Below are 24,408 nucleotides of genomic sequence, written 5' to 3'. Positions count from 1 at the left end.
GCTACCCATCCAGAAACGCGGGGGGTTCGACGGTCTCGTTCTCGGCGTGGCGCCAGGTGTGGTCCGGCTGCCAGCCCAGTTCCGTTCGAGCTTTCGCCGTCGAGAACGCCGACTCCTCGCCCTCGATGTCACACTCGTCCGGGAGGGCACCGAACACGGCCTCGATCACGTCCGCCGTCGGACGACCGAGGTAGTTGTCCGCGGCCATCGCGTGGTACGGTTCGTGACCGTCGATGTCCGCTTCGAGCGCGGCGTCGACGATCGAGACGACGTCGCGGACGTCGACGTACGACCAGAAGTTACCGCTCGGCTCGGCCGTCTCGGGGTCGAACGCGGATCGCCCGTCGGTCGCCCGGTACTCGCCGGGGTACTGGATCCACGACGGCCGGATCGAGGCGATCGAGATGCCGTGCTTTCGCACCGTCTTCCTGGCGAGTTCCTCGCCGACGAGTTTCGAGGCGCCGTAGCCGTCTTCCGGCCGCTGTGGGTGGCTCTCGTCGATCGGGAGGTAGTCCGGGAGGAACGGTTCCGCGGCGAACGGCATCCCGTAGAGGCTCTCGCTCGAGGCCCAGACCACGTCCGCGCCGGCGCGACCCGCGGCCTCGAACACGTGGTACGCGGTCGCGACGTTCGTCACGAACGTCTCGGTGCCGGGCGCGAGTCCCATTCGCGGGATGCCGGCGAAGTGGACGACTGCGTCCGGGTCGGGGTCGAGGACCGCTTCCCACGCCTGCCCCTGCTCGGCGAGGTCGGCCGCGAGAAACGTGGCGTTCTCGCGCTCGCGCGGCGGTCGCTCGAGGTCGACGCCGACGACCTCGTGCCCATCGTTCGCGAAATGATCGACGATCCAACTGCCCGCCCCGCCGGTCGCACCGGTGACGACGAGTTCCATACCCGACTCCTGGACCCGATCGCGAAAACGGTGTGGGTTTCCCGTTCCGCTTCGGCGCAGTTCCGGGGTATCAGTCGTCGGCGACCGTCGCGCGACTGGTGAGGTCGACGGGGTCGGCGTCGATGCCGAGTTCGTCGATGGCTTCCTGGGCGGCGCGCTTGCCGGAGACGAGCATGGCGCCGAAGGTGGGCCCCATCCGCGGCAGTCCGTAGGTCGTCGCGGTCGCCATCCCGGTGACGATCAACCCGTCGTGGGCGACGCCCGTGTGCTCGACGACGGCGTCCTCGGACTTGCCGACCCACATCGAGTCGTGGCCCGGGGAGTCGTGGCCGGGCGCACCGTAGCTGTCGTCGCCCGTCTGGTCCATCCCGGTCGCCGACGCCTCGGCGTTACCGATGCCCGGCGCGTCGAGCACGCCGCGCTCGTCGAGTTTCTTAACGGCCATCGCGTCGTGGCCGGTCGCGTCGATGACGAGATCCGCCTCGACGGCGATTGGGTCGACACAGGTGATCTCGCGGGGCAGCGCGTGGACCGGCGTCCAGTTCATCACGATCCCCGAGACCTTGTGGTCCTCGCGGATGACGATGTCCGTGAACTCCGTCATGTTCTGCATCTTCGCGCCCGCGTCACAGGCGGCCTTGATGAGGCCGGAACAGGCCTCCGGCCCGTTGGCGACGTAGAGTCCCTCGCTGTCCTCGGACTGCTTGTAGGAAACCTCGAGTTCGTCGAGGATTTGCTGGGCTGGGTCGCGAACCGTGACCTTGTTCATCAGGAAGCCGCCGAGCCAGAACCCGCCGCCGAGGTAATTGTTCTTCTCGACGACCATCGTCTTGACGCCGCGCTCGGAGAGTTCCTTCGCGGCCGTCAACCCCGACGGGCCGCCGCCGACGATGATCACGTCCGAGTCCGAGAAATCCATGAACTCCTCGGTCCACTCCTGTCCGATCGCACGGGTTACGTCCGCTTCACCGACGTCGCTGAACTGATCGAAGTCGCTCATACAACTAGGTGGTAGCAACCAGTGGTGAAAAATCTATCGCGTCGATCGATCGCCGAACGGACGGATTCCGGAGGGGCCGCTGAAACCGACCGCCCACCACGAACGAGCGAGCGGGCCGAGGACGAACGATCGGGTTGGGCGGCCAGAAGGTCCCGCGTCCCGAACGCTGAAGCCTCGCCGCCACGTACGCTGGGCCGATGGAGCGTCGCCGGTTTCTCGGACTCGCTGCCCTGTTTCCGCTCACCGGCTGCCTCAGCTACTTCGAGGAGAACGGCGAGGAGATCACCGAACCGGGGGACGTCGAAATCGTCTGGGACGATCTGGTTCGGGACAACCCCGGGACCGAGGACGAACGCGTCTACGTCTGGGGCGTCGTCAGGAACGTCGGCGAGCGGGAACTGAGCTACATCGAGATCCGGGCGACGTTCCTCGACGCCGAGGGCGAGGAACTCGAGACGGTCATCGAGAACGTCGAGGGTGACGTTAGCTCCGGCGAAGAGTGGCCGTTCGACGTCGAATATCCGCACTTCGGCGAGGCGGCAGCCGAAGTCGAGAGCTACGAACTCGAACCGGCCACGGGAGTCTGATCGGACACCAGTATGGTTACGACTGGATCGACGACCGCGTTCGACGGCCGTGGGGCGATCGATCGGACGAGTAGCGGACCGATCGCCCACGCCCACGGACGGTGCCGGCGCAACCACAGGAGACCCAGATGAACCGCACGTTGTCGCCATGACCGACCACGACGAAGGCGTCTCGACGCTCGCGAAGCAGGGCAGCATCACGTTCGTCGGTAACGTCGTCAAGGGAGTGCTCGGGTTCGCGATCGTCATGCTGATGACCCGCTTCGTCAGCCCGTCGGTCTACGGGCTGTTCGTCCTGGCGACGTCGGTCATCCTCTTCACGCAGATACTCGCGAACCTCGGCCTGCCGCTCGCGATCGACTACTTCGTCCCGCAGTATCTCGACGAGGGCGAGCGCGGGAAAGCCAAGGGCGTGATCGTGCAGGTGACGGCAACCGTCCTCGTCACCTCGTCGCTCGTCGCGCTCGCGCTCGCCGTCAGCACGGCGCGGATCGGTGACTTCTTCGGGGAGCCCGCGATGCAAATCGCGCTCCTGTTGCTCTCGGTCACCATCCCGATGCTGGCGATCTACAAGGTCCTGCTCACCTCCTACTACAGCATCAAGAAACTGCAGTACCGGGTGATCATGCGCGACCTCGTGCGCCCGATCGTCCGGTTCGTCGTCACCGCCGGGTTCTTGCTCGCCGGGTTCGGTCTGCTGGGGTTGATCGCCGGCTACGTGATCGGGCTGTTCGTCGCCATCACCGTCGGTTCGATCGTCTTCGTCTACAAGGCGTGGGACCTCCTGACGGCCGACATCGAACTCGTCGCGCCGGGCCCGCTCGTGACGTACTCCGTCCCGCTCGCGATGACCAGCGTCGTCTTCGTCCTGATGGGGCAGGTCGACTACTTCTTGCTCGGCTACTTCCTTTCCTCCGACGACGTCGGCATCTACCGCGTCGGCTACATGCTGGGCTCCGGCCTGATGATCATCTTCAACTCGCTGTCGCCGGTATTCAAGCCGCTGATCGCCGAGACGCGCGACGATACCGTCCTCGTCGAACAGCGGTTCCAGGTGATGGCCCGCTGGATCGTCGGGATCACCTTGCCGTACGCGATCGTGCTCTCGCTCGGCGCCAGTTCGTACCTCGCCGTCCTCTACACGCCCCAGTACGCCGCGGCGACCCTCGTCGTCGTCCTGCTGGCCGGCGCGTTCCTCTTCAACGTCACGTTCGGCGGTCCCGACGGCACGCTGCTTCAAGGGCTGGGCTACTCGCGGATGGTCTTCGTCAACACCCTCGTGCTGTTCGGTGCGAACCTCCTCGTTTCGATGACGCTCATTCCGTTCGTCGGCATCGAGGGTGCGGCGATCGGCTCGGCCACGGCGCTGTTCCTGGTCGGCGGGCTGACGCTGGTCGAGGTGTACTACCTCGACGGCATCCACCCCTTCACGAGGGACTTCGCGAAGGTCGTCGGTGCTGGCGTCCCCGCGACGATCGCCGGCGCGCCGATCGTCCTGTTCGTCGACTCGGACCTGGTGATCGTCGCCGCCCTCCCGATCGTCGTGATCGTCACGTTCTGCCTCTCGCTGATCGCGACCGACGCGTTCACCGACGAGGACGCCCAGATGATCGCCGAGTTCAGCCCGACCCTCCAGAGGTGGCTTCCGGCCAGCCTCCTGAACCGCTGATCGGGGCCGATCGCTACTGGGGGACGACGGTCTCGACGCCGCTGTCACGCGTTCGACGGCGCATCGCGCCCCGATACCGGGTAAATACTGTCCGAGCGACTACAGTCACCCAGATCCTCACAACAGACATAACCGAGTCTGTTACGTCTGGGACTTATGGAGGAGTCTCACACGTACTCTGGGTCGGTCCAGAGTCGATACGACTGGTCGAAGATCGCGCCGAGCATAGCCGTCATCGACACTATCGCGTCCATCGCCGATACCGAATCGACGACCCTCTCGGCCAAACTGGACGGCACCCTGTACGATTACGTCGATCCCGAAGCGCTCGATACGCTCGTCACCGACCGCGAAGCCATCGCGATTTCGTTTACGATCGACGAGTACAAGGTCCAGATCGACGGAAAGAGGATAGAAATCTTCTACAACTGAGAATGCCAGCGGTGGCTCTACGAGCCGGTCGATCCACGTGCGAGCGTACCGGGATTCCGTCCGGAACCACACGGACCATCCTTCGTCCGAATCTCCATCCGTTTTTAGTCGTCGACGAAATCCGTCTCGCTGCCGCTCCCGGCGGACGTGTCCTCTCGCGTCGACCGTTCCTCGCCCTCGTCCTCGATCACGCCCTCGCGCCACGTCCCCAGTCGGAACCAGGCGACGGCGACGACGAACGAGACGGTCATTCCGAACGAGTACGCCCACCAGATCCCCTCGATCCCCCAGCCGAGTGCGCCGATCGTGACGCCGATTCCCGGGACCGTGACCGTCCACGCGAACGCGAGCACGAGCGCGACGGGGATCCGGAACACCCACCGCGAGAGGAACGACAGGGCCATCGCCGCCTTGGTGTTCCCGGCGCCACGCAGCGCGCCCTGAACGACCATCACGCCCGCGAACAGCGCCCAGAACGGGGCCGTGATCCGCAGGAAGACGACGCCCTCGGCGATCACCGCGGGATCGGCGACGAAGAGCCGAATCGCCTGCGCAGGGAACGCGACGAGAACGGCCGCGACGACGAAGATGAAGACCATCGTCGCCGCAGTTGCGGTGCGTGCGACCGCCGCGGCCCGATCGGGCGTCTTCGCGCCGAGGTTCTGGCCGACGCCGGTCGCCGTCGCCTGCCCGACCGCGCCCGAGACCGCCCACGTGACCGACATCAGTCGGACGCCGATCCCGTAGGCCGCCGTCGGCGCGGCCCCGAAGCGCGCGACGAACCCGGCCATCGCCACCGAGGCGAAACTGCGCGCCCAGCCGTCGATCGTCGCGGGGTAGCCGATGTCGATCAGCTGTTTTTGAATGGCCAAATCCGGCGTGAGATCGCCGATCCGGAGCCGAACCCCGTACCCGCCGTCCAGCAGGATGTAGATCCCCGCCGCCGTGGCGAGGCCGCGGGAGACGAACGTCGCGATGGCCGCGCCGCGGGTTCCCAGCGCGGGGAACGGCCCCCAGCCGAGGATGAAGAACGGGTCCAGCACGACGTTGATTCCGGCCGAGACGAACACCAGCCACATCGCCGTCTTCGTGTCGCCGGCGCCCTGCAGCGACGATCGGAACGCGAAGAAGAGGAAGGTCAGCGGCAAGGCGAGGAAGATCACCTCGATGTAGGCCAGCGCCTCGACGAACACCTGATCGCGTGCGCCGATGAGCCAGAGCAGCGGCCGACGGAACGCGAGGCCGATCGCCGCGAGCACCGTCGAGACGGCCAGCGTGAGCAGGATCGTCTGGGCGACGACCCTGTCGGCCATCCGATCGTCGTCCGCGCCGACGTACTGGGAGACCAGCGCGATCGTGGCGGCGGTGATCCCCATCGCGGTCGAGACGAACATCCACGAGAGGGGAAACATCAGGGAGACGGCTGCGACCGCCTCGGCGCTCACGCGGCCCACCCAGAACATGTCCGCCAGGTTGTAGACGGTCTGGAGGAGGTTCCCGAGAACGAGCGGCCACGCGAGTTCGAGCAATTTCGGGGGAATACCCCCCGTCGTCATGTCGACCCGTTTTCGATCGGTCGAGGCGTCCGTCTCGGCCACGATCGGTTCTCGTCCGTGTCTCGTCCGGTCGGGGGAAAAGGACTCGCCTCGCGGCCGTGGCTTGCCGGCTCCGGACCGATCGGCGGGACGGGGCCGAGACTCGACGGGGAGTGGCAGTCGACCCAATCCGACGAAACCTCTGCTGGACAGTTCGGGCGGTTCGCAGACCTCGCGTTCAGCTCGAGCGGTTCGCGAAGACGTCAGCCTTCGGTTCGGCCTCCGTTCCGTCACCGCCATCGGTGTCGATCCCCAGCGGCCAGTCGGTGACGCACGTCTGGACCAGGTTGCCGGAAACCCTCTGCATCACAAAGTTCATGCCCCCGTGACCGGCCAGATTCGGCAGGTTGCTGGACTGTGGCCTGGCTCCAGTGACAGTCCCTCTCACACCAATGACCACGTACCTCACCAGACGATCGGTCCTCGCCAGTTCGGTAGCATTGCTCGGTGGCTGTTCGTCCGCCGAGAAAACGTCAGATCAACCACCCGCCGACGATTCCTCCGGGAACGCCACGCTCGACAGTATCCTGCTCCACAATCGATACGAAAAGGATACGGACGACGTGCCAGCCGAGGAGGGCGACGCCATCGATCGCGGCGTCGGCATCGCGCTGGCGGTCGAACTGGATGACACCCTGGTCCAGTGGTCTGAGCACGCTCTCGATCCCGACGAAGAGTACATTATCCACGAGGGATGGCCGTCGAAAACCGGCGCGTGGACGATACACGCACGGGAAGTAACGACGGGCAAACAGAGTGTGTATACGGAGTGGCCGTCGATCGAACTCGACGACTACATACAGGGAGCCGACCCGAAGAGCGTGGCCGTCGACGTGATAGTCAAAGACACCGGTCGGATCGCACTCGACGCAACACCGACGTCCTGACCGTAGCCCGTCGTCCCGTACTACGCGGTTCGGTACCGCGATCTAGCCGTCGATACCGGGGATCCCTCGATGAGTGACTCGATCTGTGTCGCGTCGCCAACACCTGGGTCACCCGCTCACGTACAGAATCACGAAGGAGACCGCGCTAAGAACGAGGAGTGAGTGAGAGCCGGCAGACGGAACGGTACTCACCACACCAACACTGAGGACGAACGCCACCGCTGCAGCAGTGGTGAGTTGCTCCTTACAGGGAATTGGTGTAGTCATTTTCGATTGTTCGATGATTACTACTGTAGTATAAATCTGTGTCAGACATTAGTTAAAGATACTACAACTCGATCGAGATGAACTGGAATAGCAGTCCCGGATCGAAAGTGGGCGGGGGAGCCGTGATGGCGAGTCGAATTCGACCGACAGGTGACAGTTCGTCCCATTCGCGTTCACCTTCAGATTCACCCTGACCGCCGGGAGAGGAGGAGGTGGGCCCCCAGGACGGTCACGACCGGAACGGCGGCGAACACCGCGGCGACCACGTGCTGTCCGCCGAAGAACGCCATCGTCGCCCCGATCGTCGTGATGGTCACGAACGCCATCATCACCAGTCCGAAGACGTCGTCCGTTACCATCCGCTTGAGGACGTTCCGCTCCTCGGTCGCCACCTGCTCGCGGAGGTCCTCGACTTCTATGTGGAGGGTTTTGAGGTCCGATTCGAGCTTTCCGTTGATCCGGTTGAGCCGCGACTCGATCTCGTCGACGGCCGATTCGACGTCGGCGTTCGACGCGAGTTCCGCCTCGAGGGTCCCGAGATCAGCCGCGATCGTTTCCAGTTGACGCTGGTGGGTGTCGACGTCCGTGCGAAGGTCCGTGACAGCCGGCTCGAGGTTCGCCACTGACGCTTCGACGTCCTCGGTCCGCCGACGAGTCCCGGCCAGTTCCTCCTGGAGCGACGTCACCGACTCCGCGGTGGCGGACTCGCGTTCGACCGTCTCGACCGCCGCCCGCAGATCGTCGACGGTTGCGGCGAGGTCGTCGATTGCGGCTGGATCCTCGACTTCGCTCCGCAGATCGTCGACCCGTGTTTCGACGGCGTCGATCCGCTCCTGTGCCGTCTCGACCTCCTCGCTGACCGTCCCGACCTCCTCGTTTACCGTCCCGACCTCCTCGTTGATCGTCTCGACCTCCTCGCGGACGGAGCGGACGGTCTCGTCCGTCGACTCGATCGACCGTTCCAGCGCGGGAAGGGTTTCGACGGAGTCGCGAAACTCCTCCAGGGTCCCGTCGAGAGTCGATAGTTCGGCGTCGATCGCCTCGAAACGGTCCTGGACGCGGTTTTCGAGTGCGTCGAGATCGGCGTCCGTCGCCCAGTTGTCGTTCGACGTCCACTCGTCGAGCCGTTCGAGACGAACCGAAACCGCACTCTCGAGGTTGTCGACCGTGTGGGCGATCATCTGGAACGCCTCCTCGAGGTCCCGGATGCGGTCCGCGTCGGCCAGACCGTCGATCGCCGCTTCCAGATCCGACTCGTCGACCGCGGTCTCGACGATCGACTCGTGGTCGGCGGCCAGCGACTCGAAATCGTCGGTCAACCGTTCGACGTCGCTCCGGAGTGACTCGAGGTCGCCGTCCAGCGCTTCGAGATCGGTCGAAGACGGCCCATCCTCCTCGACGGACTCGACCGACGAAACGGTTTCCGCGAGCGTCGCCAGTTCGGTCTCGAGATCCTCGACCACGCCCTCGAGTTCGTCGAACTGCTCGTCGACGTACTCGCGCTTCGCTCGCTCGGAGAGTTGGTCTTCGAGCGAGGCGAACGACTCCGTCAGCGACTCGAGTCGTTGCTCGACGCCGGCCAGGTCGTCGTCGATCGACGTCTCCCACTGCTCCCGCCCCTCGACGTCGTCCCGCAGCGATTCGAGATCGTCCGCCAGCGCCCCGACGTCGGCTTCGAGCGCCTCGACTGTCGCCGCGTCGACGGACTCGTCGGTCGCCTCCGCCACGTCGTCGATCACGGACGTGAGCGCGTCGAGTTGTGCGTCGACGTACTCTCGCCTGGCCCGTTCGGAGAGCTGTTCTTCGATCGCCGAGATGTTCTCCCGGACGGTTTCGAGATCGCGGGTAAGGTCCTCCGTATCCGCCTCGAGCGATTCGAGCGTCCGTTCCGCCCTGCTCATCGCGGCTTCGAGGTCGACGATCCGGTCGTCGGACCGCTGTCGATCGCCGTCGGCGTTTCTCACGGTTCCGCCGTCGGTCATCACGCGTCGTGAACCGGCGTCGCTCGCCGCGTGCGCGCCGTCGCTCGCGCACGACCGCTCGCGTTCCATCTCGGAACGGAGGCCCTCGAAGTGGCGCGTCGAGAGACCGCCTGGAGCGACAGGTCTCGACGCGTCACCGTCGAGAACGACGGCTCGCCGTCGATCGCGTCCCCCCACGCGCGCGGCGATCCTCGATAGTTTCGCGTTGGTTCCAGTTGGCATCTTAAATAGAATACGAACGGAACTATTTGGATTTTATTGATAGTAAATTGACGTATGCACGGAACCGGGACGACCTGCTCGAGTTCGATGGTGATCGGTCCGATCGGGATCGAGTACGAGACGATGGTTGTACGGCTCGTATATGCCGATTCGACGCTCTCGATCGGGTGGTCCCTTCAGCGAGGGATGCGTTTCCTGTATTCGGCGTGGTTCTGCGGATATCACTGGTATCTGATACACCTTCGAGCGATCGGGTCGCAGAGACGCGTCCCGAATCGATCGATTCGAGATCAGTCGCGACGCTGAATGAAGAGACCGGAGCATCGACGGCTGGTAACAGCTAGCACGCCCTCGTGGAGGAGTGACTCGGCGGCCGTAATCGATCGCGTAGTGGTTCGGGTACGGCGGTTGGTCCTCGCGCACGCGAACGCTCGCGCGACCGCACGCACACCCGCGCAGTCTTGCGGTTTTGGGCGAAAGCGTTATCAAATGCTCAGTCGTAGCGAGCGACGATGATCGATACACGTCCCGGGTCGACGGGCCACCGAACCAGCGGAGGTGAGCCGCCGTGGAACTGATAATCACGGAGAAAGACAACGCTGCGCGGCGGATCGCCGACATCCTGAGCGGCGGCACGTTCGAGTCGAGTCGCGAGAACGGCGTCAACGTCTACGAGTGGGGCGGCAAACGCTGCGTCGGCCTCTCGGGCCACGTCGTCGGCGTCGACTTTCCGCCGGAGTACTCCGACTGGCGGGACGTCGAACCCGTCGAACTGATCGACGCGAGCGTCGAGAAGACCCCCACGAAGGAGAACATCGTCGCCACGCTCCGGATCCTCGCCCGCAAGGCCGAGCGCGTGACGATCGCGACGGACTACGATCGCGAGGGTGAACTCATCGGCAAGGAGGCCTACGAGATCGTCCGCGACGTCAACGAGGACGTCCCCATCCGTCGCGTACGGTTCTCCTCGATCACGGAGAACGAGGTCCAGAGCGCCTTCGACGAACCCGACGACCTCGACTTCGACCTGGCCGCCGCCGGCGAGGCCCGCCAGATCATCGACCTGATCTGGGGCGCCGCGCTCACCCGCTTCCTCTCGCTCTCTGCCGGCCAGCTCGGTGACGACTTCATCTCCGTCGGCCGAGTGCAGTCGCCGACGCTCAAACTGATCGTCGATCGGGAGCGCGAGATCGAGGCGTTCGATCCCGAGGACTACTGGGAACTGTTCGCCGACCTGCAGAAAGACGACACGACCTTCAGGGCCCAGTACTTCTACCGCGACGAGGACGACAACGAGGCCGAGCGCGTCTGGGAGGAGGCCGTCGCCGACGAGGTCTACGAGACGCTCGCCGATCGCGACACTGCGACGGTCGTCGACGTCAACCGGCGCACGCGCACGGACACGCCGCCGGCCCCCTTCAACACGACCCAGTTCATCCGCGCGGCCAGCGCGATCGGCTACTCCGCCCAGCGGGCGATGTCGATCGCCGAGGACCTCTACACCGCCGGCTACATCACGTACCCGCGAACGGACAACACCGTCTACCCCGACGATCTCGATCCCGAGGAGTTGCTCGACGACTTCGTCGGCCACTCGACGCTGGGGGAGTCCGCGGAGTCGCTGCTGGAGGCCGACGAGATCGTCCCCACCGAGGGCGACGAGGAGACGACCGACCACCCGCCCATCCATCCCACGGGCGAGATTCCGTCCCGCGGCGACGTGAGCGACGACGAGTGGGAGATCTTCGAACTCGTCGTCCGTCGGTTCTACGCGACCGTCGCCGACGCCGCCGTCTGGGAACACCTCAAGGTCGTCGCCGAGGTCGACGACTGCCGGCTCAAGGCCAACGGCAAACGGCTCGTCGAACCCGGCTACCACGACGTCTACCCGTACTTCAACACCAGCGAGAACTTCGTCCCCGACGTCGACGAGGGCGAGGACCTCGCGATCGACGACGTCGAACTCGAGGAGAAACAGACCCAGCCGCCGCGTCGATACGGCCAGTCCCGGCTGATCGAGACCATGGAAGACCTGGGGCTCGGGACGAAGTCGACCCGCCACAACACCCTCGAGAAACTGTACGATCGCGGCTACATCGAGAGCGATCCGCCGCGCCCGACGAAACTCGCCATGGCCGTCGTCGACGCCGCCGAGAGCTACGCCGACCGGGTCGTCAGCGAGGAGATGACCGCCCAACTCGAAGCGGATATGGACGCGATCGCGAGCGGCGAGGCGACGCTCGACGACGTCACGGACGAGTCCCGGGAGATGCTCGAGGAAATCTTCGCGAACCTCGCCGACTCCCGCGAGGAGATCGGCGACCACCTGCGGAAGTCGCTGAAAGACGACAAGCGACTGGGCCCCTGCCCCGAGTGCGGCGAAGACCTGCTCGTCCGGCAGAGCCGTCACGGCTCGTACTTCGTCGGCTGTGACGGCTACCCCGACTGCGAGTTTACGCTTCCGTTGCCCTCGACGGGCAAACCGCTGATCCTCGAGAGCGAGTGCGAAGAGCACGAGCTGAACGAGGTGAAGATGCTGGCCGGGCGGCAGACGTTCGTCCACGGCTGTCCGCTCTGCAAGGCCGAGGAGGCCGGCGAGGGGCCGATTCTGGGCGACTGTCCCGAGTGTGGCGAGGACGGCGCGACGACGGAGTCGTCGCGAGACGAAGGCGGTGAAACCGCCGACGGTGGCGGCGAGTTGGCCATCAAGACCCTCCAGAGCGGCTCCCGTCTGGTCGGCTGTACGCGCTACCCCGACTGCGAGTACTCCCTACCCCTCCCGCGCCGGGGCGAGATCGAAGTCACCGACGAGTACTGCGACGAACACGACCTGCCCGAACTCGTCGTCCACAGCGGAGACGAGCCGTGGGAACTCGGCTGTCCGATCTGCAACTACCGGGAGTTTCAGGCCCGCGAGAGCGACAGCGGCTCCGACCTCGAAGCGCTCGACGGGATCGGCGCGAAGACCGTCGAAAAACTCGCCGACGCGGGCATCGAGAACATCGAGGACCTGACCGAGAGCGATCCAGACGACGTCGCCGACGACGTCGAGGGCGTCAGCGCCGATCGGATCCGCGACTGGCAGGCGAAGGCCTGAGCGCTCGATACCGGCTTCTCGTGGCGACAGTCACTTCGACGGTAGCGTCTTCAAAAACGGACGATCGGAGGTAGAATTAACTTAACGTGTCTGGATTCTCACCTAACTACCCGGTCGTGTGAGTCGGTCGCGCGAACCGTGGGTGGACGGGTGACCACGATGAATTCGCCAAGTGATAGTTCCAGGGGCCCGACGCAGGGCGAACAGGACGGCGAAATCGAAGTGACCGTCGGTGTCGATCGGCTCGAATCGTTTCTGTCCGCGGACGATCCGGAGGTCAGGGAGTACGCGGCCCGGACGCTCGCGACAGAAGCGACGGACAGGCCCGCGGGCGTCCGTTCAGCGATCGAGACGCTGACCGAACGGCTGGACGACGAACCGGCGATCAGGTCCCACGCGGCGGCCGCGCTGTCGACCGTCGCTGCATCCTATCCCGCGGACGTGCGTGACTCGGTTCCGGCGCTGACCGAGCGTCTCGAGGGGTCGACCGCCGTCCGGGCCGACGCGGCCGACGCACTCGCGTCGATCGCGGCCGAGGACCCGCGGGCCGTCGCCGACTCCACTACGGCACTCGCGGCCTGCGTGACCGCCGACGAGGAAGTAGTCCGGGTCCGCACGTCGGACGCACTCGCCGCGATCGCCCCGGTCGAGCCGACGGCCGTCGGCCCGGTCGTCGACGAGGTTGCTGCCGCGACCGACGACGAGACGGTCGCCGTCCGCGAGAACGCCACCGCGGTCCTCGCAGCCGTCGGCCGGACCCGTCCCGACGACGTGCTCGACGCCATCGATCAACTCGTCGATCGACTCGCGGACGAACCCGCGATCCGGTCGAACGCGATGGGCGCGCTCAGGGCCGTCGCCGCCGAGACGCCGGCGGCGGTGGCGACGGAGGCCGAGGCCGTTGCAGCGCGGCTCGCGGACGACCGGTACGAGGTCCGGGTCGAAGCCGGGGCGACGCTCGCCGCGATCGCGGACGAACGACCCGACGCGCTCCGCGGCGTCGTCGTCTCCCTGGCGGCGAGTCTGGCCGACGATCGCGATGTTCGCCGCGAGACCGCTCGGGCGCTCCGGGACGTCGCCGAGACCGCGCCGGCGGACGTCGTCCCGGCAGTCGATCCGCTCGTCGATCGACTCGGGGACTCGCTCGCGACGGTTCGGACGGACGCCGCGGCGACGCTCGCAGCCGTCGCGACCGCCGAACCCGCCGCGGCCGTAGATGCCGTCGAACCGCTCGCAGGCCTGCTCGAGAGCGACGAGTGCGCCACGTCCGGGTCGGCCGACGACGACGCCGAGAGCCCCGCACTTCGGACCCACGCCGTGACGGCGATCGCTGCCGTCGCCGCCGAGGCTCCGGCGGCAGCCGAGTCGGTCGTCGCCGATCTCGCCGGCGTACTGGACGACGCGGACGAGACGGTCCGCCGAGAGGCCGCCCGCGCCATCGCGGTCGTCGCCGAGGAGACGCCGGGGGCCGTCCGTCCGGTCGTCCCGGACCTGGCCGATCGCCTCGACGATCCGCACGAACCGATTCGCCACCACGCGGCGACGGCCCTCGGTGCTATCGCGCTCGACGGGCCGGACGATCGGCCGGACGTGCCCACACTCGTCGATCGACTCGAGGACGGCGACGAGTGGGTTCGGGGGTACGCCGCCCGCGCGCTCGCCGAGGTCGCGCAGTCGCGAACCTCGGCGGCCCACCCCGCCGTCAGGTCGCTGCGCCGGCGGATCGACGACGGGCCGACGGCGGTCCGCCGGGCGGCGACGCGGGACCTGGTGAGCGTCGCCGCCGAGGAGCCACGCGCCGTCCGATCGGCCGTCGACGCGCTCGCCGATCGACTCGACGACGACGACGCGAGCGTCCGAAACAACGCCGCAATCGCCCTGGCGACGGTCGCGTCCACCTATCCTGGCGACGTTCGCGACGTGCTGGCGTCGCTGTTCCGCGCGCTCGACGATCCGGATCGGAGTGTCAGGGAGACGACCCGCGAGACCATCGCCGCGATCGCTCCGGCCCCGGGACGCGATCGGCGGGCGGCGTTCACGCTCGCAATCGAGGAAACGAAGGCGGACGACGAGACGGTCCGCGTCGCCGCCTGCCAGGCACTGTCGGTCCTCGGTCTGACGACGCCAGCGGAGGTCGAGGCCGGAATCGGCGCGGTCTGTGACCTGCTCGACGACTCGGCCCCGGCGGTCCGGGTCGAGGCGCTCGAGACCCTCGAAACGTACCTCGCGGCCGACGTCGACATCGACCCGACGCCGATGGCGGCGCTCCTCGACGTCCTCGACGAGCGGGACGGCCGGGCCGGTGCGGTCGCCGCGGGTATCGCCGACCTCGCCAGAGTGGACCCGGCTCTCGTCGCGTCCGCGGCGAAACCATTGTTCGAGCGTCTCACCGACGTATCGGACGAAACGCGCCGGGAACAGGTGCGCGCGCTCACGACCATCGTCGCGGGGACCGATCGGCGACCGGTTTCCGAACTGCTGCTGGACGACCTGGGCACGGGGCATTCGACCGCGATCCTCGCCGAGGTTGCACGGCTCGCGGCGGCGGACCCCGACGACGTGTCGCCGCAGACGGACGACCTCGTGACGGTGCTCGACGCCGACGACGAGGCGGTCCGTGGCTACGCGACGCTCGCGCTCGGGACGCTCTCGAGGACCGGTCACGGCGGCAGGTCGGCGCTCGAGGACGCCCTCGATCGGGTCGACGATCGCCTGCTCGACGCCGCCTCGCTCGTGGCCGGCGGCGAGACGCCGACCCGCGCCGACGCGATCGACGACCAACTGTCGGGGCTGGGACGTCGCCTCGACGACGATCCGTGGGCGGCCGCGCTCGCGCTCCTCGGACTGTCCGTGCTGGCCGACGAATCCGACGCGCTCCGGCCGACCGGCGTCTCGAAGATCGCCGACGGCCTCGCCGTCGAGAGTTCGGTCGTCCGGGTGACCGCCGCGCGCGTCCTCTCGACGATGGCCGCCGAGGATCCGAGCGGATTCGACGACGCGATCCCCGCGCTCGTCGACGCACTCTCGGATCCGGACTGCGCCGTCCGGGCGAACGCCGCCGGCGCACTCGTCGACCTCGCCACGGCGGGCGAACTCGAATCCGGATCGACCCTGCGGTCCGAACTCCGATCGCGCCTGGTCGATCCGAACGCCCGCGTACGGACGCGGGCCGTCAGGACCCTCGGGGCGATCGACGCCCTGAAGTCTGTAGCCGCGATCCGGCCACTGACGGACGATCCGGTCCCGATCGTCTCGGCGGCAGCGACCGAAACCGTCGAGCAACTCGAGGCGCTTCGAAACCTCGAGGCGGAATCCGAAACGGACGCCCCCGACTGGCGGATGGCCCGTGGCGGCCCCGCAGCGACCGGCCGCGTCCGATCGGGCGACGCGCTCGGGAGAGAACCGAGCGAGCGGTGGCGGATCACGACCGACGCCGCGATCGAGGCCTCACCGGCGCTCGTCGGCGACACGATCTTTCTCACCCGCACCGACGGGGCCGTCGCGGCGCTGGCCCTCGAAGATGGACGCGAACGCTGGGCGTTCGAGACGGAGCGGCCGATCAGGACGTCCCCTGCGGTGGTGGACGAACGCGTCTACGTCGGCGGCGACGACGGGGCCGTCTACGCGCTCGACGCCGAGACCGGCGAGCGCGCGTGGCGCTACCAGACCGACGAACCCGTTCGCGCGTCGCCGGTCGCGGCCGACGGGACCGTCTACGCCGCCAGCGACGCGCTCCACGCGATCGACGGGGAGACCGGCCACCCCCGCCGGACGGCCGATCTCGACGGGACGATCACGGGTCTCGCAGTCGGCGACGGCGCGGTCTACGTCGGCTGTGACGATCGGGTGATCGCCGTCGGGACCGACGCGGGCGAGCGACGCTGGGAGACGCCACTCGAGGACGGCGTCGGGACCACGCCGGTCGTGGCCGACGGCACGGTCTCCGTCGGCAGCGGGGGGCGACTCGTGGCACTGGCCGCGTCCGACGGCGAGAGACGATTCCGGTTCGAAACCGGCGGGCGACTCAGGGCCGCACCGGCCGTCGCCGACGGGACCGTCTTCGTCGCGAGTGCCGATCACAGCCTCTACGCCGTCGACGCGGGGGCGGGTACCGAACGCTGGCGCGTCGACGTCGGGGCCGCCGCGACGGCACCCATGGTCATCGACGATCACGTCTGTCTCGGCACCGACGAGGACCGCGTCCACGCCATCACGACCGACGACGGGGCCGAGCGATGGCACCACGCCACGACCGGCGATGGCCTGACGGCGATCGCCGTCGCGGGCGGTCGACTCTGTACCGTCGACGAGGACGGGATCGCCGTCGTCGGTGACGCGACGACCTCGTGGAAAGACCGGATGGACCCGATCTCCGGACTGTTGACCCGGATCGGGAACGGCAGGCAGTAGCCGCATCACTCGCCGGTCTGGGACGGATCGTCGTCACCGCCGCCGGTCGTCGGTCCGTGACGGAATTCGTCGTCACCGCCGCCGATCGCCTCAGGCAGTCGACGTCGACTCCTCGTCGGTATCGCCGGCGTTGCCCGTCTCGTTCGCGGTCGACGCCCCCTGTCGCGCGTCCAGTACGGGCTCGGCGGCCTCGACGATCGTTTCGGGATCCAGGACGCCCTTCTCCTGCCACCGGTTCTCGCCGTCCGCGTCGATCACGACCGTGACGGGATAGCCGACGACGCCGTACGACGCCGAGAGCGACGAATTAGGGTCGTAACCGACCGCCCAGTTGCCGTCGTGGGCCGCCCACCAGTCCCGGAGTTCTTCGGGTGGCATCTTGCCGAGCGACTGGTAGGTGACCGACAGGAACCGGACGTCGGAGCCGTAGTCGTCCCGGAGGTCTCGGCGGGCCTCGGCGAGGTGCGGCATGTGTGCCTGGCACTGGCCACAGCCCGTGACGAAGAAGCTGACGACCGTGACCCGATCGGCCGGCACCTGGACCGTCCCGGCCTCGCTCCCGCGGGCGTCGATCGTCTCGACCTCGACGGGGCCGTTCGATCCGTCTTCGTCGGCTGGCTCGGGACGGCTGTCGTCTCCGATCGAGGGCATCCCGTTCCGCAGGAGCGCGACGCCCCCACCGAGGACGCCGAGGCTCCCGATACCGGCGACGAGGTCGCGGCGTCTCACCGGCTTCTCACCTCGATCTGCGACCGATCGCGCTGCGAGAGAGACCGTCGCGGCTGACCCACGGCCGCGACGCAGCGATCCGAGTGACGAGTCATGCGTGACAGTACGCTTCGTCGACCAAAGGTTCCACTGGTTCGATCGTCGAGTCGTCGCGCCGCCGATCGGGGGAACACCCAAGCGGCCGCCGTCCGTCATCCCTGACGTGACCGACGAACGCGAGCGCTGGAACGAGAAGTACAGGGACGTCGAGTTCGACCTCCCCGACGATCCGATCCCGGACCTCGAACGACGGATCGCGACGTTGCCGGAGGGACGCGCCCTCGACGTCGCGACCGGAACCGGGCGCAACGCCGTCTTCCTCGCCGATCACGGCTACGAGGTCGACGCGATCGACATCTCCGACGAGGCCCTCTCGCAGGCACGGACGCGGGCCGAGGCTCGCGGCGTCGACGCGAGCGTCAACTGGCACCGGACCGACGTCGCCGACTTCGATTTCGGAGCGGAGCGGTACGACGTCATCACGGTAAGTTTCTTCGCGGGGCTGGACGTGATCCCCGACCTGAAAGACGCACTCGCGCCGGGCGGCGTCCTCGTCTACGAGCACCACCTGCGCACGAGCGATCCCGTCGAGATCGGACCGACGAGCGATCGCCACCGGTACCGCTCGAACGACCTGCTCCGGGCGTGTCTGGACCTGACCGTGCTCTCCTACGAGGAGCGGCGGCGACCGCTACCGGGGGGAGTCGCGGCGGTCGCGACCCTCGTTGCACGGAACTCCGTCGGTGGGGAGCAGTCGTATCCGGCGCTCGCCGATCGTCGGGGAGCGGAAGGGCGGAAGACGTGACCTCACCGCAGTCGACGGCGATCGATCGTCGCGAGTCGGTCAGTCCGCGTCCGAACGTCCGTCCGCGTCGGTTTCGTTGGTCTCTCCGGCCGCGTCGTTCTCGTCGGTCTCGGCCGTCGATTCCGTCTCGACGCCGGACTCGGCTTCGACGGCGCCCCTGACGCCAGAGACGATGTTCGACGGCGTCGTCCCGCCGAGATCATCCCAGTGGACCTCCCCGTCGCCGTCTATCGCGGCCGTCCCCGGGAACTCGTCGGTGTTGTGGTACTCGTCGAAGAACTCGCCGGATCGATCGATGCCGATCGGCCAGTAGCCGTCGTTTTCGATCCACCAGTCGGCCAGTTCCTCGTTCGACGGCGTCGCGCCCTGGGTCCAGTCGATGACCGACAGCACGAACACGTCGCCGTCCGGTCCGACGTCGTACTCCGAGGCGAGTCGGTCGTACGCCTCGCCGACGTTCGAGAGATACCCGATGCTCGTCGGACAGAACTGCCGCGTGAAGTTGACGAGCACGACCTGGCCCGACTGCGGGACGGTGACCGTCCCCGCCTCGCTGCCGGGCGCGTCGATCAGTTCGATTTCGTACGGCGGGCCGCCGTCGCCGTCCGCGCCGTCGTCGGCGTCGTCGGCGTCGTCGATCTCGTTCCCGCCCGAACCACCATCGAGACAGCCACCGGCGCCGACCGTCCCCAGACCGGCGGCGGCCGCGAGGAGGGCGCGCCGATTCATCGTCGCTCCGTCCAGGTCCATCGCCCCGTCCCGATCGAGACGGCCTCGCGTTCAGCCAGCGGTCTCGACGGCGTCACACCGGCAATTCGATCCTCGCCCATACCCGCCGTTGAACGGGGTTCGAAATAGGTCCGGCGGTTCGACGCCCATCCGTGCCCACGCTGCCGAAGTCAGTGCGCTTTTCTCCCCCGGTCACTCACTCGATATCGAACAGCAGTGACCAGTGCTCTCGTAACGGCACTCGCCGGCATCGTCTTCGGCGTGGCCCTCGCCGCGCCGCCGGGACCGATGAACGCCATCATCGCCGAGGAGAGCGTCGTCCGCGGCTGGACGGCCGGCTTCTGGGCCGGCCTCGGCGCGATGGTCGCCGACGTCGTCTTCTTCGTACTCGCGCTCGCCGGCATCGTCGCGATCATCGACCAGTACCCGGCGGTCCGGCCGATCCTCTACGTCGCCGGCGGACTCCTGATGTGTTACTTCGCCGTCGGCGCGATCGAGGAGGCCCGATCGGCGGCCTCGTTCACGGACGGCGGCCGCGGCGAGTCGAAGGGGTTTCGCAAAACGTTCGTGCTCGCGCTGACGAACCCCTACCAGATCGGGTTCTGGCTCACCGTCGGCGTCGGGTTGCTCCAGTCGGGCAGCCTCGACGTCTTCTCGCACGTGCCGGGTGCGGGGGCGGTCCTCGAGGGAGCGCTCGTCGTCCAGACCGGTTCGCCGGCCCTGCTGCTTGGATTCTTCGGCGGCATCGGGCTCTGGATCGTCGCCTACCCCGCCGCGCTGGTCGCCGCGGGGCGGCGGGTCGACGCCTTCGCGCCGATCGTCGCCGCTCTCAGCGCCGTCGTGCTGGCCGGATTCGGCCTGCTATTTCTCGTCGTCGGCACCCTCGGGGTCCTCTGAGGGCGTCCCGATCGACCGCTCGCCGACGCGGACGCGAGGACCGATCGGCCGGCGACTGAACCGAACGGGGGTCGGACCCGAGAGTCGTCACTGTCGATCGCAAAGACGGTCGGGGACGGAGACTGCCGCTCTGGAACGAACGCGTCAGTCACCCATCGCGGCGATTTCGTCCTCGAGCCACTCCTGGAACCACGTCACGCGCTTGAGTCGCTGGTGAGCGATGCTCTCGGCCGTATCGCTCTGGACGCGCGCGGCGGCGTCGTAGCCGCGTTCGAGGACCCGATCGACCATCTCGTCGCAGTCCATGTGGGTGCGGGCCTCGTAGCCCATCCGCAACAGCATCAGGGCCATTCCGTTCGCGCCGACCTTGTCGAGCAGGTCGGCCTCGATGAGCGACTGCGTCTCGAGTGCGAGGTCGTCGAGATCACCCTGGTAGGAGTGGTGTTCGATGGCGCGACACACCTGCTGGATGAACGACTCGGGGTACTCCGCTCGAGATTCGAGGTACTCCCGGGCGACGCGAGCGCCGGCCTCGGCGTGGAGTTCCTGGTCCGTCTCGAGTTTGGCGACGTCGTGAAAGAGCGCGGCGACCCGCGTGACGTCGACGTCCGCACCCTCCTTACGGGCGATCTCTTCGGCGAGATCGACCACGTTGAGGATGTGGTTGTGCCGGTACTCCGCCGAGTGCCACGGGTACCAGCGCATGCGGCCACCTTCGTCTTCCTTCTCGACGCTGGCCGCGAGATACTCGAAGACGAATCCTTTCATCTCCTCGAATTCGGCGTCTGGTACCCTGGTTTCTTTTATTTCGACGCCCACGAGAGATCCCTCCGCCACAGACGAGCGATAGTCATTGGCGGAATGTAAGGTAGTTTCGCTCTTAGGCCTTTGGTTCAGGATGTGACCCGGTGACAATGGCAATTATACGGGTGGCAAACGTGTATACGTCTTGAATATTTCGGGCCGACGGTCCGATCGACGCCCAAACGGGAAGGGGGCTGGTTCGGACAGGCGGATAGGGCAGTGGGTTCCGGTTCGGACGGTGCTGGATCGAACACGCGACTCGTCCTCCGCGACCGAGAGGCCTTCGCACGGCGTCTCTCACCGTCGAATCCCCCGCCTCGTCCCGGTCCGAACTCGATCGCTATCGACGCGATCCGCACGAACGCATCGCAAGCCTAGGCAATATCCGTTAAAGTCAAACAGGCGGCACGGGAAGAGAGGTGTATGAGCAGCGAACAGGAGCAGGAGTCGATCCGGTGTCTCGTCGCCAAAGTCGGTCTCGACGGTCACGATCGAGGTGCACACGTCATCGCCCGTGCGTTCCGTGACGCCGGTTTCGAGGTCATCTACTCCGGCCTCCACAAAGCACCCGAGGAGATCGTCCAGGCGGCCGTCCAGGAGGACGTCGACGTTCTCGGCATCTCCATTCTCTCGGGGGCACACGACACGCTCGTCCCGAAGATCATGGACGGCCTCGAAGAGTACGGCGCCGAGGAGGACACGCTCGTGCTCGCCGGGGGCGTGATCCCCGAGGAAGACCGGAACGAACTCAAGCAACAGGGCGTCGCCGAGATTTTCGGTCCCGGCACGTCGATCGAGGAGACGATCGAGTTCGTCCGCGAGAACGTACCCGAGCGATGAACGCGGACCACGAATCGTTGCTCGAGGATCTGCTCGCGGGGAAACACCGCGCGCTCGCCCGCGTCATTTCGAAGATCGAGAACCGATCGCCGGGCTACCGGGACCTCGTCTCCGAACTGTACGCCCACGCGGGCGAGGCCGACGTGATCGGGATCACCGGCAGTCCCGGCGCGGGAAAGTCGACGCTCGTCGACAAACTGGCCGAGACGTACCGCGATCGGGGCGAGACGGTCGGCGTCATCGCGATCGACCCTTCCTCGCCGTTCACCGGCGGCGCGGTGCTCGGCGATCGCATCCGGATGGCCTCCACGGTCGGCGACATGGACGTGTTCGTCCGGTCGATGAGCGCCCGCGGGACGCTGGGCGGTCTCTCGACCGCGACCGCGGACGCCGTGAAGGCGATGGACGCCTTCGGCAAGGACAAGATCATCATCGAGACCGTCGGTGCCGGCCAGAACGAGATCGACGTCGTCCGGACCGCCGACACCGTCGCCGTCCTCGTCCCGCCCGGTTCCGGCGACGACGTCCAGACCCTGAAGGCCGGCATCCTCGAGATCGCCGACGTCTTCGTCGTCAACAAGGCCGATCGACCGGGTGCCGATCGGACCGTCCAGGAACTCCAGGACATGATCCACCTCGGTGAAGGGACGGGGATGGGTGGCAACACCGGCCACCACGGTGCCGATGCGATGGACGCCGGCGGTGCCGACCGGGGCGACGACGGCACCGGTGGCGACGACGGTACGGAGACCGAAGACTGGACCCCGCCGATCGTCGAGACCGTCGCGACGAAGGGCCAGGGCGTCGAGGCGTTCATCGACGAACTCGCGGCCCACCAGCAGTACCTGGTCGACTCCGGTACCCGCGCCGAGATGACCCGCCAGCGCTACGCCGAAGAGATCCGAACGCTCCTGCGCGAGGACGTCCACGCCATGCTCGAGACGCAGATCGATCGAGCAGGTGGGATCGACGACCTCGCGGACGCGGTCCGAAACGGCGAGTCGGACCCCTACACGATCGCGAGCGACCTCCTCGCGCCGGTCGAGGCGTGTATCGACGACCTCGAGTTGGACGAACTCGAGTCGAACTGAGCCCGTGTCGGCCGGTTCCGGGGGCGCGTAGCGGGTTCCGGCAGCACGTTCCGATAGCACGATCTCGTAACTGGGTCCAGCAGCGCGTCGACGAGCGCCCGCGTTCGCAACCGCAGCTAACAGTTTCTGAACGCCAACCGCACGCCTAAGGACGTTGCCGTCGTACCGGCGGCTATGAAAGCCCGAACAGTTCTCGGTGCAGCCGCCGGGATCGTTGGCGGTGCCGTCCTCGGAAACCGACTCCTCAGGAACCGTGCAAGCGAGTTCGAGAACCCGTTGCCGGGCGTCGAACGCACGTATCGGTGGCGCGGGATCGAGGTCGCCTACACCGTCGCGGGCGATCCGAACGACCCCGACATGCTGCTGTGTCACAGCATCCACGCCGGGGCGAGCAGCCACGAGTTCGAGCCGCTCTTCGAACAGCTCGCGGAAAACTACCACGTGTTCGCCGTCGATCTCCCCGGGTTCGGCCGATCGGAACGACCGCCGCTCGTCTACTCGCCGACCCTCTACGCCGAGTTCGTCCGGGACTTCGCTCGCGACGTCACCGACGAGCCGATCGTCCTCGCCTCCTCGCTGACCGGGTCGTTCGTCGTCGACGCCGCTTCGGAGACCGACTTCGAGCACCTCGTCCTGATCTGTCCGACCGACGAGACGGCCGCGGAGAGACCCTGGCTGCGGACCCTCATCCGGACGCCGATCGTCGGCACGACGCTCTTTAACCTCCTCGCGAGCAAACCCTCGATCCGGTACTTCTACGATCGGGACGGCTACTACGATCGCGACCGGATCGGCGAGGACGAGGTCGAGTACGCGTGGCGGAGCGCCCACCAGCCGGGAGCCCGGTACGCGCCAGCCTCGTTCGCGTCGGGGACGCTCGATCCCGACTTCGACCTCCAGACGGAACTCGCGGCCCTCGACACGCCGGCGACGCTGGTCTGGGGCCGCGACGCGGAACTCGTCCCGCTCCGTCAGGGCCGGACGCTCGCCGACGCGGCCGATCTGGATCTCGTCGTCATCGATTACTCGACGCTGCTGCCACACGCCGAACACCCGGACAAGTTCGTCGAGTACCTCACGGCGGAACTCCCACGTGCGGAGCAGTAGGAACCGCGGACGGGCGGCCCAGCGCTGCCAGTCGTGCCGGCGAGGCGGTTCAGGCCCCCGCAAGCCGGCCAGGAGCGTGAACCCTGCGGTCGCGAGCAGGAGAAGCCCCTGCACGACGGCGACGTCGTCGCTGTCCGGGGCCAGTCGTTCGAGCGCGACGACGAGCGTCAGGCCGACCATCACGAGGGGATTCATCGAGCCGAGCGCGACCATGAGCGCGACCAGCGGCCAGGTACAGCCGATGCAGTCGTCGACGTCGGCGAGTCCGGAACGGTGTTCGAGCGCCGGTACTGACGATCCACGAGACGCGAGGCACCGGCGTCGCCG

19 protein-coding genes and 1 pseudogene are annotated in these 24,408 nt (G+C 67.2%); 11 read left to right on the top strand and 9 right to left on the bottom strand.

What is annotated here, in order from left to right; all coding sequences use genetic code 11:
- Position 1 precedes the first annotated feature (1 nt).
- The gene (locus tag MUG98_RS01780; RefSeq protein WP_265110471.1) at positions 2-892 is read right to left on the bottom strand and encodes an NAD-dependent epimerase/dehydratase family protein; all 891 of its coding nucleotides are present in this window, start codon (positions 890-892) and stop codon (positions 2-4) included.
- A 70-nt stretch (positions 893-962) separates the two neighbouring features.
- Positions 963-1,892: a sulfide-dependent adenosine diphosphate thiazole synthase gene (locus tag MUG98_RS01775; RefSeq protein WP_265110470.1), complete on the bottom strand. Its 930-nt coding sequence runs from the start codon at positions 1,890-1,892 to the stop codon at positions 963-965.
- A 197-nt stretch (positions 1,893-2,089) separates the two neighbouring features.
- Here MUG98_RS01775 and MUG98_RS01770 point away from each other — a divergent pair, with 197 nt between their 5' ends.
- The 3 genes from MUG98_RS01770 (at position 2,090) to MUG98_RS01760 (ending at position 4,580) form a co-directional block, all read left to right on the top strand.
- On the top strand, positions 2,090-2,479 hold the full coding sequence (locus MUG98_RS01770; protein WP_265110469.1) for an FxLYD domain-containing protein: 390 nt from the start codon (positions 2,090-2,092) through the stop codon (positions 2,477-2,479).
- A 148-nt stretch (positions 2,480-2,627) separates the two neighbouring features.
- Positions 2,628-4,148: a flippase gene (locus tag MUG98_RS01765; RefSeq protein ID WP_265110468.1), complete on the top strand. Its 1,521-nt coding sequence runs from the start codon at positions 2,628-2,630 to the stop codon at positions 4,146-4,148.
- A gap of 156 nt (positions 4,149-4,304) precedes the next feature.
- Positions 4,305-4,580 carry a HalOD1 output domain-containing protein gene (locus MUG98_RS01760; protein WP_265110467.1) on the top strand — a complete coding sequence of 92 codons (276 nt, stop codon included), beginning with the start codon at positions 4,305-4,307 and terminating at the stop codon, positions 4,578-4,580.
- A gap of 104 nt (positions 4,581-4,684) precedes the next feature.
- Here MUG98_RS01760 and MUG98_RS01755 read toward each other — a convergent pair whose 3' ends face one another.
- Together MUG98_RS01755 and MUG98_RS01750 are read right to left on the bottom strand one after the other, a co-directional pair.
- On the bottom strand, positions 4,685-6,136 hold the full coding sequence (locus MUG98_RS01755) for an MATE family efflux transporter (RefSeq protein ID WP_265112535.1): 1,452 nt from the start codon (positions 6,134-6,136) through the stop codon (positions 4,685-4,687).
- Positions 6,137-6,353: 217 nt separating this feature from the next.
- Positions 6,354-6,482, bottom strand: coding sequence for a hypothetical protein (locus MUG98_RS01750; RefSeq protein ID WP_265110466.1), 129 nt, complete (start codon positions 6,480-6,482; stop codon positions 6,354-6,356).
- An 85-nt stretch (positions 6,483-6,567) separates the two neighbouring features.
- Here MUG98_RS01750 and MUG98_RS01745 point away from each other — a divergent pair, with 85 nt between their 5' ends.
- Positions 6,568-7,062, top strand: coding sequence for a hypothetical protein (locus MUG98_RS01745; RefSeq protein ID WP_265110465.1), 495 nt, complete (start codon positions 6,568-6,570; stop codon positions 7,060-7,062).
- A gap of 452 nt (positions 7,063-7,514) precedes the next feature.
- Here the strand turns inward: MUG98_RS01745 and MUG98_RS01740 are convergent, their stop codons facing one another.
- Positions 7,515-9,533 carry a hypothetical protein gene (locus MUG98_RS01740; RefSeq protein WP_265110464.1) on the bottom strand — a complete coding sequence of 673 codons (2,019 nt, stop codon included), beginning with the start codon at positions 9,531-9,533 and terminating at the stop codon, positions 7,515-7,517.
- Positions 9,534-10,101: 568 nt separating this feature from the next.
- Here MUG98_RS01740 and MUG98_RS01735 point away from each other — a divergent pair.
- Positions 10,102-12,630, top strand: coding sequence for a DNA topoisomerase I (locus MUG98_RS01735; RefSeq protein WP_265110463.1), 2,529 nt, complete (start codon positions 10,102-10,104; stop codon positions 12,628-12,630).
- Positions 12,631-12,789: 159 nt separating this feature from the next.
- Complete coding sequence (locus MUG98_RS01730; RefSeq protein WP_265110462.1) at positions 12,790-17,040, top strand: outer membrane protein assembly factor BamB family protein; 4,251 nt, start codon at positions 12,790-12,792, stop codon at positions 17,038-17,040.
- A gap of 90 nt (positions 17,041-17,130) precedes the next feature.
- On the opposite strand, the gene MUG98_RS01725 is transcribed toward MUG98_RS01730, so the two are convergent.
- On the bottom strand, positions 17,131-17,769 hold the full coding sequence (locus MUG98_RS01725; RefSeq protein ID WP_265110461.1) for a TlpA family protein disulfide reductase: 639 nt from the start codon (positions 17,767-17,769) through the stop codon (positions 17,131-17,133).
- A 202-nt stretch (positions 17,770-17,971) separates the two neighbouring features.
- Between MUG98_RS01725 and MUG98_RS01720 the strand changes: the two genes are divergently transcribed.
- Positions 17,972-18,613, top strand: coding sequence for a class I SAM-dependent methyltransferase (locus tag MUG98_RS01720; protein WP_265110460.1), 642 nt, complete (start codon positions 17,972-17,974; stop codon positions 18,611-18,613).
- 39 nt (positions 18,614-18,652) lie between these two features.
- Here MUG98_RS01720 and MUG98_RS01715 read toward each other — a convergent pair whose 3' ends face one another.
- A complete protein-coding gene (locus tag MUG98_RS01715; RefSeq protein WP_265110459.1) occupies positions 18,653-19,363 on the bottom strand; it encodes a TlpA family protein disulfide reductase in 711 nt (236 codons plus the stop codon).
- A gap of 267 nt (positions 19,364-19,630) precedes the next feature.
- On the opposite strand from MUG98_RS01715, the gene MUG98_RS01710 reads away from it, so the two are divergent.
- Positions 19,631-20,239 (top strand): LysE family translocator, encoded by a 609-nt coding sequence (locus MUG98_RS01710; RefSeq protein WP_265112534.1) that lies wholly within the window; start codon positions 19,631-19,633, stop codon positions 20,237-20,239.
- A 144-nt stretch (positions 20,240-20,383) separates the two neighbouring features.
- Here the strand turns inward: MUG98_RS01710 and MUG98_RS01705 are convergent, their stop codons facing one another.
- Entirely contained in the window at positions 20,384-21,058 is a 675-nt protein-coding gene (locus tag MUG98_RS01705) for an HD domain-containing protein (protein WP_265110458.1), read from the bottom strand.
- A gap of 408 nt (positions 21,059-21,466) precedes the next feature.
- On the opposite strand from MUG98_RS01705, the gene MUG98_RS01700 reads away from it, so the two are divergent.
- From MUG98_RS01700 to MUG98_RS01690, 3 genes are all read left to right on the top strand, one after another.
- Positions 21,467-21,883, top strand: coding sequence for a cobalamin B12-binding domain-containing protein (locus tag MUG98_RS01700; protein ID WP_265110457.1), 417 nt, complete (start codon positions 21,467-21,469; stop codon positions 21,881-21,883).
- Entirely contained in the window at positions 21,880-22,974 is a 1,095-nt protein-coding gene (gene meaB / locus MUG98_RS01695) for a methylmalonyl Co-A mutase-associated GTPase MeaB (RefSeq protein WP_265110456.1), read from the top strand. Before MUG98_RS01700 ends, meaB begins: the two co-directional genes overlap by 4 nt.
- 174 nt (positions 22,975-23,148) lie before the next feature.
- Positions 23,149-24,081, top strand: a complete 933-nt coding sequence (locus MUG98_RS01690) for an alpha/beta fold hydrolase (protein WP_265110455.1) — start codon at positions 23,149-23,151, stop codon at positions 24,079-24,081.
- Between the two features lie 141 nt (positions 24,082-24,222).
- Here MUG98_RS01690 and MUG98_RS01685 read toward each other — a convergent pair.
- Positions 24,223-24,294, bottom strand: a pseudogene (locus tag MUG98_RS01685) (hypothetical protein); the annotation flags it as partial.
- Between the last annotated feature and the right edge of the window lie 114 nt (positions 24,295-24,408).

The organism is Halosolutus halophilus (assembly GCF_022869805.1).
Classification (GTDB): Archaea; Halobacteriota; Halobacteria; order Halobacteriales; family Natrialbaceae; genus Halosolutus; species Halosolutus halophilus.
This window is presented reverse-complemented; position numbering and strand designations above follow the sequence as displayed.

Coding starts and splice junctions, on each gene's coding strand:
- MUG98_RS01760 (WP_265110467.1), top strand. CDS start 4,305: ATGGAGGAGTCTCACACGTACTCTGGGTCGGTCCAGAGTCGATACGAC.
- MUG98_RS01745 (WP_265110465.1), top strand. CDS start 6,568: ATGACCACGTACCTCACCAGACGATCGGTCCTCGCCAGTTCGGTAGCA.
- MUG98_RS01750 (WP_265110466.1), bottom strand. CDS start 6,482: ATGCAGAGGGTTTCCGGCAACCTGGTCCAGACGTGCGTCACCGACTGG.
- meaB (WP_265110456.1), top strand. CDS start 21,880: ATGAACGCGGACCACGAATCGTTGCTCGAGGATCTGCTCGCGGGGAAA.
- MUG98_RS01700 (WP_265110457.1), top strand. CDS start 21,467: ATGAGCAGCGAACAGGAGCAGGAGTCGATCCGGTGTCTCGTCGCCAAA.
- MUG98_RS01775 (WP_265110470.1), bottom strand. CDS start 1,892: ATGAGCGACTTCGATCAGTTCAGCGACGTCGGTGAAGCGGACGTAACC.
- MUG98_RS01730 (WP_265110462.1), top strand. CDS start 12,790: ATGAATTCGCCAAGTGATAGTTCCAGGGGCCCGACGCAGGGCGAACAG.
- MUG98_RS01780 (WP_265110471.1), bottom strand. CDS start 892: ATGGAACTCGTCGTCACCGGTGCGACCGGCGGGGCGGGCAGTTGGATC.
- MUG98_RS01770 (WP_265110469.1), top strand. CDS start 2,090: ATGGAGCGTCGCCGGTTTCTCGGACTCGCTGCCCTGTTTCCGCTCACC.
- MUG98_RS01765 (WP_265110468.1), top strand. CDS start 2,628: ATGACCGACCACGACGAAGGCGTCTCGACGCTCGCGAAGCAGGGCAGC.
- MUG98_RS01710 (WP_265112534.1), top strand. CDS start 19,631: ATGAACGCCATCATCGCCGAGGAGAGCGTCGTCCGCGGCTGGACGGCC.
- MUG98_RS01690 (WP_265110455.1), top strand. CDS start 23,149: ATGAAAGCCCGAACAGTTCTCGGTGCAGCCGCCGGGATCGTTGGCGGT.
- MUG98_RS01740 (WP_265110464.1), bottom strand. CDS start 9,533: ATGCCAACTGGAACCAACGCGAAACTATCGAGGATCGCCGCGCGCGTG.
- MUG98_RS01715 (WP_265110459.1), bottom strand. CDS start 19,363: ATGGACCTGGACGGAGCGACGATGAATCGGCGCGCCCTCCTCGCGGCC.
- MUG98_RS01755 (WP_265112535.1), bottom strand. CDS start 6,136: ATGACGACGGGGGGTATTCCCCCGAAATTGCTCGAACTCGCGTGGCCG.